The sequence below is a fragment of the Pseudoalteromonas sp. CuT4-3 genome, assembly GCF_035666335.1.
Classification (GTDB): Bacteria; Pseudomonadota; Gammaproteobacteria; order Enterobacterales; family Alteromonadaceae; genus Pseudoalteromonas; species Pseudoalteromonas atlantica.
The window spans coordinates 1709006-1724559 of sequence record NZ_CP142030.1 but is presented as its reverse complement, the minus strand read 5'-3'; the positions used below and the strand labels follow the sequence as shown (position 1 = coordinate 1724559).

Here is a 15554-nt window from a genome sequence, read left to right as displayed (position 1 = left end):
GTTAATTAAAATAAGGGTTACAGCTGTGCCTGAATTTTATTAATGCGCAACGTGAATTTACCACAACAAACACATCTAGACGTCTAAATACCTATAAATTATACGCTGCACTATTTTTTTACATGCCTAAATACAGGTATATGTTCTCTCAGTAACACATTTAATTTATATAAATGAATCAAACTCATGTTTTATGTGAAATTAAACCGTTTTTATTAAAGCACCAACCAACGTATAAATTATCCATCGGCCAGCGCTTATAAGCATTAAGCCTGTTTATTACAAAACCACTCTTTGAGCACGCTAAAGGCTCAGGTTTTAAATATACAATATGGATAGAGTCACCATGAGTAAAAACATTACATTTAATATTAAAAGTCAGCGCCTTGATGAAAACTACCAACCCGCTGAAAACACCCGTATTACCACTAATTTTGCAAACTTAGCACGAGGCGAACACCGCCAACAAAACTTAAGAAAAGCGCTAAATATGATCAACAACCGCTTTAACACCCTTGCTAATTGGGATAACCCAACTGCTGAGCGCTACAGCGTAGAGCTTGAGATTATTTCTGTAGATATTGGTTTAGATGAAAACAGCCAAAGCTTTCCTTCTATAGAAATATTAAAAACGAATATTATTGATACCAAAACAAACAAGCGCATAGAAGGTATTGTTGGTAATAACTTTTCATCGTACGTTCGCGACTACGACTTTAGCGTGTTACTGCAGCAACATAATAAAAATAAACCACAATTTAGTATTCCCGATAATTTTGGTGAGCTGCATGGTAAGTTATTTCAATCGTTTGTAAGCTCAAACACCTATAAGCAACACTTTAAAAAGCCACCGGTTATATGCCTCAGTGTGTCAGATAACAAAACCTATCATCGCACTGCCAACCAGCACCCTATTTTAGGTATTGAATACCAACCAAACGAATCTTCGTTAACAGAGCAATACTTTAAAAAAATGGGCCTACAGGTGCGTTACTTTATGCCTGCAAATAGTACCGCACCTTTTGCCTTGTTTTTCTTTGGTGACTTACTAAACGATTACACCAACCTTGAGCTAATAAGCACCATTAGCACAATGGAAACCTTTCAAAAAATTTATCGCCCAGAAATTTATAACGCCAATGCCAAAGCGGGTAACGCCTTTAAGCCTAATTTAAAAAATGCCGACCACTCACTCACGCAAATTATTTACGACAGAGATGAGCGCAGTAAATTAGCCGCCGAGCAAGGCAAGTTTGCTGAAGAGCATTTTATAAAACCGTATAAATCAGTGCTTGAACAATTTACAACAGCAAACGTCTAACCTTATTTTAATAAAGGGTCACTCTTATTATGAAAACATTATTACCTACATCTACAGCAGGCAGTTTACCAAAGCCCTTATGGCTTGCAGAGCCAGAAACCCTTTGGTCGCCGTGGAAGCTTCAAACCAACGAACTCATTGAAGGCAAAAAAGACGCCCTGCGCATTGCACTTCACTCACAACAACTCGCTGGTATTGACATAGTGAGCGATGGCGAGCAAACACGCCAACATTTTGTAACTACATTTATAGAGCACCTTAACGGTGTTGATTTTGAAAAACGAAAAACCGTAAAAATACGCGACCGTTACGATGCAAGTGTTCCAAGCGTAGTGGGCCCTGTTAGCCGCCAAAAACCTGTGTTTGTAGAAGACGCTAAGTTTTTGCGCTCGCAAACTAATCAACCTATAAAGTGGGCACTACCCGGCCCAATGACCATGATAGATACACTTTATGACGACCACTACAAAAGCCGCGAAAAACTAGCCTGGGAATTTGCCAAAATACTCAACCAAGAAGCCAAAGAACTAGAAGCCGCAGGCGTAGATATTATCCAATTTGATGAGCCCGCGTTTAATGTATTTTTTGATGAAGTAAACGATTGGGGCATTGCCTGTTTAGAGCGCGCAATTGAAGGGTTAAAATGCGAAACTGCTGTGCATATTTGTTATGGCTACGGCATTAAAGCCAACACCGATTGGAAAAAAACACTTGGCAATGAATGGCGCCAGTACGAAGAAGCTTTTCCTAAATTACAGCAATCAAATATTGATATTATCTCACTTGAGTGTCACAACTCACACGTACCTATGGACTTACTTGAACTAATTCGCGGTAAAAAAGTAATGGTAGGCGCTATTGATGTTGCCACAAATGAAATAGAAACACCTGAAGAAGTAGCCGCTACTTTACGCAAAGCCCTACAGTTTGTAGATGCCGACAAACTCTACCCCTGCACAAACTGCGGCATGGCCCCGCTTTCACGCGAAGTTGCAAACGCTAAGCTTAATGCATTGAGCAAAGGCGCGGAAATAGTAAGAAAAGAGCTATTAGCGCAGTAAAGCTTTATCTAAAAGTGACTATCATTAAATTGGCCCTTTAGTATATTTTTACTAATGGGCCATTAAATATACAAGTTAAGAAAACACTTTCTTAACCTTTCTCTTAATGTCTTTTATAAATCCTTGTTTTTGCTCAGGAATTAATTTGCTTGATAAGTTGAACTCTGAGCAAAAACGTTCTTTCCATTCTTTGTTTAGCTTATTACTTTGTTTACTCGTAACTTGTTCAGTAGGAATATCTTCAATATTTACTGAAACCCCCATAAATTTAGCTATATCAGAAATAGTCTTATCCAAATTATTTTTGACATTATCAAAATTCATTTCTATGTAATTACAGTCGCTCGCCGCGAGAGAATATCGCCAAGACGAGTTATTCTTAATGATACTTTTAAGACTTTTATCAATACTCGAGTAATCATATTCAGGGTTTTCGTTTACAGGCTCTTGCCCCGCAATCCATACCCCAGTTTGGCTTGCTATTGATAAAGACACAGCTTGATTAAGCACATTTTCTCGTGATAACAAAACATAATAAGCGTCAGGAAAATGATTTACTAATTGTTCAAATCCACCAAACTCTTCAATGTGCTGATAATGTAGCTTTATTCCAAATACCCCGTTGGGTGATGTTCTTCGTTTTTGTAACTCATCTAAAACCTCATAAAAATCATCGGTTTTAAATTTTTCTTTCCATTTTTTTAAATTAGCAGGATTGGCATATTCTAGAGGAAAACCGAACGCATGCGTATTATGTAAAGCATGGCCAAGCATATGACTACCACAACGCTCAGTTGATGCAATAATAAGCACTTTGGTAGGTTTAGAAACTCGTGGGTAATCATGCTCTTCTAAAAACTGTTCCTTATATAAATGCATAAACATATCCTTTGTTAATTAATAATAAATCATTAAAAATATTACACGTATGAAATAGGCTTGTAAATATTGTATATTTTCATTAAGCAACACATATAGTGTAATGGTTTGATATAAAAGGGGCTAAAAAATTCAAATATTGTACACACCTATTATAAATCAAAATAATTTACATTGTATAATTTTGTTAAAAAAACGATAAATCCTATCGCATTGAAAATATATTAGATCCGTATTTTAAATAAACAGAGAATTTTAAATAACAATCCAATTTTCTAAAAACCTCTAGCCCTTATTAGTTAAGGGTAGAAATGGCAAAATCGACAACTGTTTTGTACTGACTAAAAAACTCGCCTCTAATTGCGTAAAGTACAAAATTTAAGGTGGGTGCCTTGTTTATTTACATAGCCCTACAGTTTGTAGATGCCGACAAACTCTACCCCTGCACAAACTGCGGCATGGCCCCGCTTTCGCGCGAAGTTGCGAACGCTAAGCTTAATGCCCTAAGTAAAGGCGCGAAAATAGTAAGAAAAGAGCTATTAGCGCAGTAAAGCTTGCTTTAAAAACTAGCTATGTAATTAAAACCTGCGCACTTTTTTTAAATTAAGTGCGCTAATACGAATAGCTACTAAGTGGCTTGCAAGCTCAAGCGTATGTTTAGCAAAGTTGATTCAGGGTGCTAATTAGCTTTACTAAATTAAATTAAAATTTGTATGTAAAATATTATCATTGCAACAGTAATAAACGTAAAAAGTCCAATAACCACAGTCCGCTCAGGAATAGAATGAACTATCAGTGATGGCATTTTTTTAAAACAGGAAAAGTTGGAAAAAAGAAAACTGAAAGCTTTTCAAAATTTTTATATTTATCCCACACCTTTGAGAAAAACAGCTTGATACCTGAGAGATACATCAATACAAAGGTTGAAGCCCCAAGCACTTCTAGCATGGCCATAAGTTCAATACTTACCACTATTTCTGGCCCAGCTAACAGCATGACTAAGATTAACGCCAAAGCGTGCCAACCCCCCTTTGACATCGCTATTTTTATCCTATCAAACACCAAATTTTCCTTGTAATAAGGGGTAGTAACACGTGGGCTAAATCCGAGCGAAGCGACAGAGACCACGTGGTACTGTCCCAGCGAGCCTGCGAGCGGCTTAATGTAATTGTTAGTTGCAACTAACCGGCAACCCATAAGCTTAACATTAACGAAAACCATGTGAGCACATACATTATTATGCTTGGATTTTTAGATTTTATATTTAATTAAATGAACAAAAGTGTAAAAGCTACGCCAACGATACCAGATAACATGCTACTGGCAGCAGATTGGTCGGCGTTACCAAAGATTTTGATAGGCAAAAGAATAAGTAACCCCAATAAAGCCAGATAAATAGACCACTTAACAATTTGCTCTAAAAGTAGATCGTCGGGATCAACAAATTCGTTGTTTTTATTACGAAACAACTCCTTGAGTATATCTATAATTTCCTTGTCAGCTTCAGTCATACCCTTACACATAGACATAATGACTCCCACACGGTGTTAGCCTCCGCTTTTCGTGGGTTAGCTTAATTCAAAGCCAGAGCCATAATTAGTTTGTCAATTAACTAAACAGCAGAGGCTAACATGAATAAACATAGCATACTTTTTATCGGTCTTGATACACATAAAGAATTCAATGAAGTCGCCTATATTGAAGAACATAGAGGTGCGCAACCTGTTCATCTTGGCCGAGTTTCGTCTTCCAAAGTGGCCGTTCAAAAGCTTGTTCGTCAGTTCGAATCGAAATACTCTGGCGCAACACTTCATTTTGTTTATGAAGCAGGCCCATGTGGTTATTGGATTTACAGGTTAATTACCAGCCTCGGCCATTGCTGTTACGTGGTGGCGCCCTCTCTTATTCCTAAAAAACCTGGTGAGAAGATTAAAACCGATAAACGTGATGCTCTTAAGCTTGCTAAATTACTTAAGTCTGAAGATTTAACACCTATCTATGTTCCCGAGCCTGAAGATGAAGCTGTACGCGATTTATCTCGTGCACGCGAAGTGGCAATGAAGGACTTAAAAGATGCCAAATATCAATTAAAGGCGCTGTTGCTTCGCAATAATATTAATTATAAAGGCACTGCGAATTGGTCACAAAAACATTTACGTTGGCTCACTGAGATTGTGCTGCCACACCCCGCTCAGCACATCGTCTTACAAGAATTTTTACACACAATTACCGAACGAATAAGCCGACTTGAACGGCTAGACAATGAACTAACACACCACGTTCACCAGTGGCGTTATTATCCTGTTGTCAAAGCAATACAAGCTATGCGTGGTGTCCGTTTGTTGGTCGCCACTGGCGTTGTTGCTGAGCTTGGCGATTTATCGCGTTTCGACCATCCCCGTAAATTAATGAGTTATCTCGGTCTTGTACCCAGTGAACACTCGAGTGGTGGCAAACGCCATATTGGCGCCATCACAAAATGCGGAAATGGCCGAGCAAGACGCCTTCTTGTGGAAGGTGCACACACTTATCGGTATGCGGCAAATATATCAACAGATATGCAAAAACGACAAGAAGGCTTACCAAAGGACATTATTGATATTGCGTGGAAAGCACAGATTAGGCTCTGCAAACGCTATAAAAAAATGATAGCCAAAGGGAAACACTACAATCTGGTTGTTACCGCCATTGCCCGAGAAATGATTGCGTACATATGGGCTATTGCAAAAGAAGTGGTGCTTACGCCAGTGAATACAAAACTTAGATTGGCAAGAGTACCCGCATGATAAACGTATTAGAGTTAATGCATGGGATCAAGCATCGGGTGTGGCACAACCACCGACGGCGTTAGGATGGCAGTGCAGCTAACGCTGCATTGAACCACGAACATAGACTGAAGACAGGTGCCACGACGAAATAAGTAAGGTCTGCTCTGTTACTAGAAATAGTAATAACCAACGAATATCAGCAAGATAACCGACGACATTACTTGCTTCATCCTATGTATTAACTCGCTCTAATTCGAGCTAAAGTAATTATGGCTTAAAAAGTTAGGCAGGGATCAGTGCGTTTAACTTGACAGTGGGAGTCATACCAACGCCTAATTAACAGGCAAAAAATAGTTGGTTAAAATAAGCGACGCAGGAGCAAAAACCAACTGTTTTTTGTCCTTGTTTAATTTCTTGTTAGCTTTCTTCTGCGCTAATAACTGCAGCAATTTTAGCTGCTAGCTCTAAATAACGTTCAGCTTCACTTTGGTTTATTGCAAAGTCTGGCATATGAACAGCTTGATTTCGGAGCTTTCGAAGTTGCTCGATTAATTTAATGCTGTTTTGGGGGAGCGCTCCCGACGTTTGTAAATAATCGACAATCATTTTGGGGCTTGTTCTTGGAAGAGCAACGCCTGCTTTCAGACCCTTTTTTGATGCTGCCATTTCAATTAATGTCCAAGCTTCAACAAATGCAGCTCTTGGAGAAACATCAGCAATACGCAATAATTGCTCTGTTTGAGATAAATTTTCATCAGGCTTTTTGTTTACCGTAATACTTTTAGCTTCACTCTCAGCTTTCGCTAATTGTTTGTCAAAGTTCGCCTCCATATCTTTGTACTTGAGACTAGACATTCTGCCTAGAAGTTGTCGAACTTCCGAGCGAAAAACATACCCAAGCCAAACAATTGCAATAGGTCATGCAATAGCCTTAATTATTTCTACGAAATGCTCCATGCTTATCCTTGAAAGCTAACAATTTTGTCTACGACATTTGTCGTTTTATAAACCGACAAATGTCCATATATTACAGTGCATTTATCTTAACCATCAAATAAACACCTGCAAACAATTAGTTCACAATTAGTTCACAATTAGTTCACAGGAAAATATTTTTAATCAATGCACAAATACACCGAAATGGTGGAGATCAGTAATATTGGACAAAACAACAAGCGCTGTCTATATATACAGTTAATTTTTACTAGAGATTCATATCATGAAATCACCTTTTTTAACTATGATAGCCGAACAAATGTATCTAAAGCGTTATGCTAAAAGTACCATTAAAGCGTATTTATACTGGATAGCTTCGTTTATTCGATTTAACTCTATGAGGCACCCAACAACAATGGGAAATAATGAGGCCGAACTTATTTTGAATCACTTAGTCAACCAAAAGAAGTGGCTCCTAACACTCAAACCAAGCCTTAAATGCGTTGAGCTTATTATTTAAAGAGGTGATTCAAAAGCCACTCTTATTAGGCATTTTTTAAAACAAAAAAGCACAGCCCACAAGCGCCATGCTTTTTAAATTCAAGCGTAAAAACTTAATTTACAAACGAATCCCGCCGTCTATTTCTACCACGCGACCTGTAAAAAAGTCGTTTTCGATTATGTATTGTGCGGTATGGGCAATTTCGTCGCTTTCGCCTAAGCGCCCTACGGGTGTTACTGCAAGCATGCGCTGTTTGGCTTCGGGTTTCATGGCGTCGGTCATAGCGGTACTTATTACACCTGGTGCAATAGCGCCTACGCGTATACCAAAGCGGCCAAGCTCTTTAGCCCACGTGGTGGTAAGTGCCACTACGCCTGCTTTTGAAGCTGCGTAGTTTGTTTGCCCAATATTACCCGCGCGCGCTACACTCGACATATTGACTATAACGCCGCCTTTGCCTGATTCAATCATGTGGCTTGCAGCTTCACGCCCTGCTAAAAATACGCCAGTGAGATTTACATCAATTACTGATTGAAATTGCTCAAGGGACATTTTTTTAACCACTTTGCCGTCTTTAGCTTTTATAAACATGCCGTCGCGTAAAATACCGGCGTTGTTTATAAGCACACCAATGTGGCCAAAATCGCTATTAATGGTATTAAATACGTTTTCTACTTCGCTCTCAACAGTTACGTTTGCGGCGTAGCCTTTAATAGTGCCAGATACACCTTCAAGCTGTGTTAGTTTCTCGCATGCGTTGTTTAATAACTCTTGCGCCATATCTATAAGTGCGATGTTAGCGCCCATAAGGGCAAATTTTTTCGCCATTGCAAAGCCTAAGCCTTGTGCGCCACCGGTTATTACTACCGTGTTATTTTTAATTTCCACGCCTTACTCCTACTTAGAAAACAGTTTAAAAATGGCGCTAAAATCATCACTGCCAGCACCTTGGTGCTGTAGCATAGTGTATAAATTTTTAGCCATTGACCCCATTGGGGTTGAAGAATTACTTTGCTGCGCGGCTTCCATGGCAAGCCCTAAATCTTTAGCCATTAAATCGACCATAAAGCCCGGTTTGTAATCGTTACTTGCAGGGGCTGTATCCATTACGCCTGGGCATGGGTTGTAAAGTTCAAGGGTCCAGTTACGGCCAGAGCTTGCAGTCATAATGTCGCTGAGTACTTTTGCATCTAGCCCATTATTAATACCCATTTGCAGGGCTTCGCTCGTACCTGCCATTAAAATACTTAACAGCATGTTGTTGCATATTTTTGCAACTTGTCCTGCGCCAATATCGCCTGCATGAAATATGTTTTTACCCATATCATTAAGCACAGGTTGTGCGGTATTAAACGCGGCTTTACTACCACCAACAATAAACGTAAGCGTGCCTGCGGTTGCTCCAGCAACACCGCCCGATACCGGTGCATCTACAAAGCTAATACCCTGCTCGCCAAGTGCGCTGCCAACCACACGGGCCGACTCCGCATCTATTGTTGAGCAATCTATCACTAAGGTGTTGTTGCTAAGCACATTAATTAAGCCGCTATCGTCGTTATTGCCTAAATAAAGTGATTTAACATGTTTGCCCGCAGGTAACATACTAATAAGTATATCGGCATTGGTTGCACATGCATTTGCATTATCAGCTGCGTGTGCGCCTTTACTTGCAAGTTCATTTAAGACCGACTGGTTTAAATCAAATGCTGTAACATTATGGCCGGCTTTAATTAAGTTAGCCGCCATTGGGCCGCCCATATTACCTAAGCCGATAAAACCAATATTGAGTTTAGTCATCGTCTTTCCTTTATGTGTGTTGGGGTGTCTAAGCCATTGAGTGGGTGATTTTCGCCAAAACGGTTAGCAAAAAAGCTCTCTATTATGGCTTGTGGTACATCACTCAGTGTTTTGTATTGCCAATTAGGCGCGCCGTCTTTATCTATTAATAGTGCTCTTACGCCTTCTTGAAATTCACCTACTTCGCCAGCGCGTACCGACATACCCAGCTCCATTTTAAAACACGCTAGTAAGCTTTTTCCTTTACTGGCTTTTAGCTGCTCACTTACTAGCGCGCAACTTAGTGGGCAACCATGCTTAAGTGACTTTTGGGCGCGTTGCAGCCATTTATCGTCTGTAGCTAGGCCTAAAATATAATCAACTTGCTCTTGTAGCGTATTAAGTTCAGCTAATTTTTGAATGGTTGCTAAGTTAGCTTTAATATTGCCTTTGGGCATACGCGCAGATTGGTTATCTAAATCGGTTAATAATTTAGTCAAACGCTCATGATTTAAGCTTGCGGTTTTGCCCCACTTAGCCGCTAAAATTTGCGCTAGCATGGCATCATATTTAGTGCTGTCGATAAAGTGATCGGCAAGCGATACAAAGCGTGCATCTTCACAATTAATAGAGGCCGATGTTAACCCTAAAAATAGCCCCACACCTTGTGGCATTTTATGCAAAAAGTAACTACCGCCTACATCTGGGTATAAGCCTATGGTTTGCTCTGGCATAGCAATGCGCGATGTTTCGGTTACTACGCGGTGGCTAGCACCGGCCATTAGACCTAAACCGCCCCCCATTACTATGCCGTGCCCCCATACTAAAAATGGTTTTTCGTAGCAATGAATAAGGTAGTCAAGCTGGTACTCTAGGGTAAAAAAGTCTTCCACTAAGCTTGTTGGTTTACCTTGCGCCATTGCATGATGCAGGCTGACTACATCGCCACCGGCGCAAAATGCTTTATCCCCTTCGCCTTTTAACAATACCATTGCAATTGCATCATCGCTTTGCCAAGCCCGCAATTGCGGCTCGAGTAATTTGATCATGTCAAAATTAAGGGCGTTTAATGCTTTAGGTACGTTGAGTGTAATAACCCCAATTAAGCTGCCGTTTGCTGCACTTGCCGTTTCAAATAGCACTGGGTCGTCGGCATTATTTAATAACGTTAAATTACTCATTAGCCATTTACCCAATTTGCGCGGCGTTTTTCTAAAAAGGCATTAACGCCCTCTTGTTGATCTTGTGTATCAAACAGCCCAACAAACAATTCACGCTCAAGAGGCAATACGCTTGCCATAGGTTGATGGCGCCCTTTTTGTATAAGCGTTTTACATGCAGCTACCGAGCTTGGGCTTTGCTCGCTTACTTGGTTGGCAAGTTTTAACGCAGCTGCAAAGCTTTCCCCTTGTGGGACTACTTCCTCTACTAAGCCAATATGTAAGGCTTTATCGGCTTTTAAGCGCTCGCCGCATAAAATCATGCGTTTTGCCCAGCCTTCACCTACAAGCCATGCTAAATTTTGCGTACCACCCGCGCACGGTAACAAACCCACTTTTGCCTCTGGCAGTGCCATTTGTGCTTGCTCTTCTGCTATACGAATATCACACGCAAGCGCAACTTCTAGCCCGCCGCCCATGGCATAACCGTTAATGGCCGCAACCGACACCCCTGTAAAATTAGTCAGTGCTTCAAAGGCTTCACCAAATACACGCGACATATCAGCGGCAACGCCTTTATCGCCACTAGCAAATACATTTAAATCGGCACCGGCGCTAAAAAACTTCTCGCCTTCGCCAGTAAGCACTAAGGCATAAATGTTTTTGTTGCTATTAAGCTCGTTAACTTTGTTTTTTAAGTCAATTAAGGTGTCTTTTGTCCAGGTATTAGCTGGTGGGTTAGACATAGTTAAAATAGCAACATGGCCTTCGGTAGTCAGTTCAATACTCGGGTTAGATTGTGACATAACTTGCTCCTTATAAAACGTCGCTTGCAGACTCGGCTAAAATACGGCGCGCTATAATTACGCGCATAATTTCGTTAGTGCCTTCTAAAATTTGATGAACGCGTACATCACGTACATGGCGCTCAAGCGGGTATTCTTTTATGTAACCGTAACCACCATGTACTTGCAGTGCCTCGTTACACACGTTAAAGCCAACATCGGTGGCATAACGTTTAGCCATGGCGCAATAGGTGGTTTTTTCACTATCGCCGGTATCAAGTTTAAATGCTGCCAGCCTTACCATTTGCCGCGCAGCTACAAGCTCAGTGTTCATATCTGCAATTTTAAACTGCAAAGCCTGAAACGCAGCTAAGGGCTTACCAAATTGAGTACGCTCTTTTAAGTACTCTTTTGCCGTGTTTAGCGCAGCTTGTGCAGTACCAATTGAGCATGTGGCAATATTAATACGCCCGCCATCTAGGCCTTGCATGGCAAATTTAAAGCCTTCGCCCTCTTTACCTAATAAGTTATGCGCCGGAATACGCACATCTTCAAAACTAATTAAGCGTGTTGGTTGTGCGTTCCAACCCATTTTTTCTTCTGCTTTACCGTACTCAACGCCTTGTGCGTCGGCAGGAACTACAAATGCCGAAATACCCGCAGCGCCTTCGCCACCGGTGCGTGCCATTACGACTAAAACTTCAGTTTCGCCCGCGCCCGATATAAACATTTTTGAGCCGTTAATAACGTACTCATCACCTTCAAGCACAGCTTTTGTTTTTAGTGATGCTGCATCTGAGCCCGCCCCTGGCTCTGTTAAACAATAAGAGGCAAGTAGCTCGCCCATTACTAGTTGTTCTACGTATTTGTCTTTAACTGCATCTGTACCAAAACTTGCTACCATCCACGTAGCCATATTATGAATAGTTAGCATGGCCGTTGTAGCTGTACAGCCCATCGCAAGCTGCTCAAATATAATGCTTGAATCTAAGCGTGATAAACCAAGGCCGCCGGCTTCCTCTGGCGTATATAAACCGCAAAAGCCAAGCTCGCCCGCCGCTTTAATCGTATCTTTAGGAAAAATATGCTCGCGATCCCACTTTGCTGCATGTGGAGCAAGTTCTGATTCTGCAAATTGGCGTGCAGTTTCTGCAAAGGCTTGTTGATCTTCTGATAAGTTAAAGTCCATGGTAGACCTCTTTAATTGTGTTGTTAGTGTGTCCCATTAGGGTAAATGAGTGAAGAGCGGCAAAGGCTGATGTGTGTGTTCTAGTTGCTTGTCAGCGGATTTAGCCTTTGCGCCCTTCTTTATTATTATTTTTGAGTGTGTTTATTTTAAATTAATGCTCATGTTTGGACCTGAAGCGATGTCGTCTTCAAACCAACGTGAGGTAATAGTTTTAGTTTCTGTGTAAAAACGTATACCTTGCTTACCATAGGTGTGTGTATCGCCGTAAAACGAGCCTTTCCAACCCGTAAACGAGAAAAACGGCAGCGGCACCGGAATAGGCACATTAATACCCACTTGCCCTACTTCAATTTCATGTTGAAATTTACGAGCCGCAGCACCACTTGAGGTAAATAACGAGGTACCGTTACCGAATGGGCTTTCGTTAATAAGGGCAATTGCCTCTTCTAGCGTATCTACAAACATACAGGCAAGCACAGGACCAAAAATTTCTTCTTTGTATAAATCCATGTCTTTTGTCACATCGGTAAATAGAGTTGGGCCAACCCAGTTACCTTGATCAAAGCCCTCTACTGTGTAGTTTGAGCCATCAATTAAACAGGTGGCGCCTTGCTCTTTACCGCTTGCTATAAGCGATAAAATACGCTCTTTTGCGGCTTTTGATGTTTGTGGGCCGTAGGCTGCGTCTTTGTCATCCCACACGCCTGGGCGTACGTTTTTAAAGCCTGCTTTTATTTCATCTACCCACTCACTTGCTTGGCCTACAAACACAGCCACCGAAATACCCATACAACGCTGGCCTGCTGCACCAACCGATGCGCCAACTAGGTTATTTACCACGTGCGATTTACTCGCATCTGGCATAATAACCATGTGATTTTTAGCACCCACACACGCTTGTACGCGCTTAAGGTTTTGTGTGCCTTTAGAATAAATGTATGCACCTACACCACACGAGCCCACAAACGAAATTGCACGTACGGCTTTGTCTTCTAATAAGCGGTCTACTTGCGGTTTTGTACCATGAACCACTTGTAATACGCCTTTTGGTGCGCCGGCTTCAATAAATAGCTCAGCTAAACGCATTGGAGTGAGCGGGTCTTGCTCAGAGGGTTTTAAAATAAAGGTGTTACCACATACAATAGCTAGCGGAAACATCCAAAGAGGAATCATCGCCGGAAAGTTAAACGGCGTAATGCCTGCACAAACGCCAAGGGGCTGCATGTAAGAATAGGTATCGATTTTACGGGCAACGTTTTCCATTGTTTCGCCCATCATTAGTGACGGTGCGTTAGCTGCTTGTTCCACTACTTCAATACCGCGCCATACATCGCCTTTTGCATCTTCAAACGTTTTACCTAGTTCGTGGCAAATAATGGTTGCAAGCTCATCGTGGTGCTCTTTTAACAGCGCCGCGTATTTCATCATAATGCGGGCACGCTCGGTAATGGGCACATCTTTCCATGTTTTAAATGTTTCTGAGGCCGAGGCAATCGCTGCATCCATTTCTGAGTCGGTAGTGCATGGAACTTGCGCAAGTACTTCTTGGTTTGCTGGGTTAATTACATCAATAAGCTCGTTTGAAGCCGACTGAACAAATTCGCCATTTATAAGTAGTGGAACTTGGTGCATGGGTAAATCCTGTTGTTAGTGTGTTCTTTTAAAAAATGGCACCGTTTTGTTATTAGTATGAGTACGGTGCATTTTAGTTGCTGTTAGTTAATTAACTTTTTTTTTAGTAAGCCTCTACAGCCATGGCTACAGCTTCGCCGCCACCAATACATAAAGACGCAATTCCTTTTTTAAGGCCACGGTTTTTAAGTGCGTGAATAAGCGTGACTAAAATTCTCGCGCCGCTGGCACCAATTGGGTGGCCAAGTGCACACGCCCCACCGTTTACGTTTACTTTGCTCTCATCAAGTTTTAATTCGTTAATAGCAAGCATGGTAACCATGGCAAAGGCTTCGTTAATTTCCCACAGGTCAACATCAGCGGTTGTCCAGCCTGCTTTTTCAAGCACGCTGTTCATAGCGCCCACAGGTGCTACAGTAAATTCGCTTGGTTTTTGAGAGTGCGTGCTGTGCGCTACAATTTTACAAAGCGGTGATAAGCCTTGCTCTTTAGCTTTTGATTCGCTCATTAATATAAGCGCTGCGCCACCATCAGAAATTGACGATGAATTAGCCGCAGTGATGGTGCCGTCTTTTTTAAAGGCAGCACGCAGGCTTGGTATTTTTTCTGGGCGGGCATTACCGGGTTGCTCATCAACCGATACGGTTACATCGCCCTTGCGGGTTTTTATGGTGTGCGGCGCAATTTCGTTTTCAAAGCTGCCGTTTTCGATTGCCGCATTGGCTTTACTTAACGAGCTAAGTGCAAACTCATCCATTTGCTCACGGCCAATGCCGTACTCATCGGCAGTATCTTGTGCAAAACAGCCCATTGCTTTGTTATCGTACGCATCTTCTAGGCCATCGCTCATCATATGATCTTTAATTTCGCCGTGGCCCATACGCATACCGCCACGTGCTTTAGGTATAAAATACGGTGCATTACTCATGCTTTCCATGCCGCCAGCAATTGCGCTGCTAATTGAGCCCGCTTTAATTAATTCGTGTCCTAGCATGGCGGCTTTTAAACCAGAGCCACATACTTTATTAATGGTGGTAGCACCCGTACCCAGAGCAAGGCCTGCTTTTAACATTGCTTGGCGTGCTGGCGCTTGGCCAAGGCCCGCTGGCAATACACAGCCCATAATTACTTCATCTATTGCATCATTTGCTAAACCAGTTTGTGCAAGCGCACTTGCAATGGCGGTTGCGCCTAGCTCGGTAGATTGTGCATCGGTCAACGCGCCCATAAACCCGCCCATTGGCGTACGCTTTGCTGCTACAATTACCACTGATTCTAAAGTCATAATTAACTCCGTTGTATTTATATGCAAATAGTTGTTAGAATATTTGCTCTATTAATTTAGTATTCATTTATTGTTTAACACCCTTACACAATACTAACGTTTACGCTAACGTCAACCAAAAAGCGTTTAATTTTTAGTTTTAAAAGTGTAAGCATTATTTTCCAGTAACGGTGCGGTTAACAATTAATAAAAATAAACTATTGAATATTAATAATATAATTTAACATTTCACATCAACACTCCTTTATAAATAGTTTCAT

The 15554-nt window shown here is 41.4% G+C and carries 15 protein-coding genes and 1 pseudogene; 5 read left to right on the top strand and 11 right to left on the bottom strand.

Going from position 1 to position 15554, the window contains the following annotated elements:
* Positions 1 to 346: 346 nt before the first annotated feature.
* Together VOI46_RS07775 and VOI46_RS07770 are read left to right on the top strand one after the other, a co-directional pair.
* The gene (locus tag VOI46_RS07775) at positions 347 to 1321 is read left to right on the top strand and encodes a DUF1852 domain-containing protein (RefSeq protein WP_282337567.1); all 975 of its coding nucleotides are present in this window, start codon (positions 347 to 349) and stop codon (positions 1319 to 1321) included.
* A 29-nt stretch (positions 1322 to 1350) separates the two neighbouring features.
* A complete protein-coding gene (locus VOI46_RS07770) occupies positions 1351 to 2382 on the top strand; it encodes a methionine synthase (protein WP_282337566.1) in 1032 nt (343 codons plus the stop codon).
* A gap of 75 nt (positions 2383 to 2457) precedes the next feature.
* Here the strand turns inward: VOI46_RS07770 and VOI46_RS07765 are convergent, their stop codons facing one another.
* Entirely contained in the window at positions 2458 to 3261 is an 804-nt protein-coding gene (locus VOI46_RS07765) for a Stf0 family sulfotransferase (RefSeq protein WP_282337565.1), read from the bottom strand.
* Positions 3262 to 3668: 407 nt separating this feature from the next.
* On the opposite strand from VOI46_RS07765, the pseudogene VOI46_RS07760 reads away from it, so the two are divergent.
* Positions 3669 to 3812: pseudogene (locus VOI46_RS07760) on the top strand (methionine synthase); the annotation flags it as partial.
* 241 nt (positions 3813 to 4053) lie between these two features.
* Here the strand turns inward: VOI46_RS07760 and VOI46_RS07755 are convergent.
* Together VOI46_RS07755 and VOI46_RS07750 are read right to left on the bottom strand one after the other, a co-directional pair.
* The gene (locus VOI46_RS07755) at positions 4054 to 4323 is read right to left on the bottom strand and encodes a hypothetical protein (protein WP_324738196.1); all 270 of its coding nucleotides are present in this window, start codon (positions 4321 to 4323) and stop codon (positions 4054 to 4056) included.
* Positions 4324 to 4529: 206 nt separating this feature from the next.
* On the bottom strand, positions 4530 to 4772 hold the full coding sequence (locus VOI46_RS07750) for a hypothetical protein (protein WP_138725002.1): 243 nt from the start codon (positions 4770 to 4772) through the stop codon (positions 4530 to 4532).
* Between the two features lie 120 nt (positions 4773 to 4892).
* On the opposite strand from VOI46_RS07750, the gene VOI46_RS07745 reads away from it, so the two are divergent.
* Positions 4893 to 6047 (top strand): IS110 family transposase, encoded by a 1155-nt coding sequence (locus VOI46_RS07745; protein ID WP_029772239.1) that lies wholly within the window; start codon positions 4893 to 4895, stop codon positions 6045 to 6047.
* 399 nt (positions 6048 to 6446) lie between these two features.
* On the opposite strand, the gene VOI46_RS07740 is transcribed toward VOI46_RS07745, so the two are convergent.
* A complete protein-coding gene (locus tag VOI46_RS07740; protein ID WP_198288828.1) occupies positions 6447 to 6884 on the bottom strand; it encodes a DUF4145 domain-containing protein in 438 nt (145 codons plus the stop codon).
* Positions 6885 to 7248: 364 nt separating this feature from the next.
* Here VOI46_RS07740 and VOI46_RS07735 point away from each other — a divergent pair, with 364 nt between their 5' ends.
* Entirely contained in the window at positions 7249 to 7485 is a 237-nt protein-coding gene (locus tag VOI46_RS07735) for a phage integrase N-terminal SAM-like domain-containing protein (RefSeq protein ID WP_004587909.1), read from the top strand.
* A 99-nt stretch (positions 7486 to 7584) separates the two neighbouring features.
* Here the strand turns inward: VOI46_RS07735 and VOI46_RS07730 are convergent, their stop codons facing one another.
* The 7 genes from VOI46_RS07730 to VOI46_RS07700 form a co-directional block, all read right to left on the bottom strand.
* Entirely contained in the window at positions 7585 to 8355 is a 771-nt protein-coding gene (locus tag VOI46_RS07730; protein WP_004587908.1) for an SDR family oxidoreductase, read from the bottom strand.
* Positions 8356 to 8364: 9 nt separating this feature from the next.
* Positions 8365 to 9264 carry a 3-hydroxyisobutyrate dehydrogenase gene (gene mmsB / locus VOI46_RS07725; protein ID WP_004587907.1) on the bottom strand — a complete coding sequence of 300 codons (900 nt, stop codon included), beginning with the start codon at positions 9262 to 9264 and terminating at the stop codon, positions 8365 to 8367.
* Positions 9261 to 10424, bottom strand: coding sequence for an enoyl-CoA hydratase/isomerase family protein (locus VOI46_RS07720; RefSeq protein ID WP_004587906.1), 1164 nt, complete (start codon positions 10422 to 10424; stop codon positions 9261 to 9263). Before VOI46_RS07720 ends, mmsB begins: the two co-directional genes overlap by 4 nt.
* Entirely contained in the window at positions 10424 to 11209 is a 786-nt protein-coding gene (locus VOI46_RS07715) for an enoyl-CoA hydratase (protein WP_004587905.1), read from the bottom strand. Before VOI46_RS07715 ends, VOI46_RS07720 begins: the two co-directional genes overlap by 1 nt.
* A gap of 10 nt (positions 11210 to 11219) precedes the next feature.
* Positions 11220 to 12377, bottom strand: coding sequence for an acyl-CoA dehydrogenase family protein (locus tag VOI46_RS07710; protein WP_004587904.1), 1158 nt, complete (start codon positions 12375 to 12377; stop codon positions 11220 to 11222).
* Between the two features lie 141 nt (positions 12378 to 12518).
* A complete protein-coding gene (locus VOI46_RS07705) occupies positions 12519 to 14009 on the bottom strand; it encodes a CoA-acylating methylmalonate-semialdehyde dehydrogenase (protein ID WP_004587903.1) in 1491 nt (496 codons plus the stop codon).
* Between the two features lie 103 nt (positions 14010 to 14112).
* Positions 14113 to 15294, bottom strand: coding sequence for an acetyl-CoA C-acyltransferase (locus VOI46_RS07700; RefSeq protein ID WP_004587902.1), 1182 nt, complete (start codon positions 15292 to 15294; stop codon positions 14113 to 14115).
* Positions 15295 to 15554: the final 260 nt, after the last annotated feature.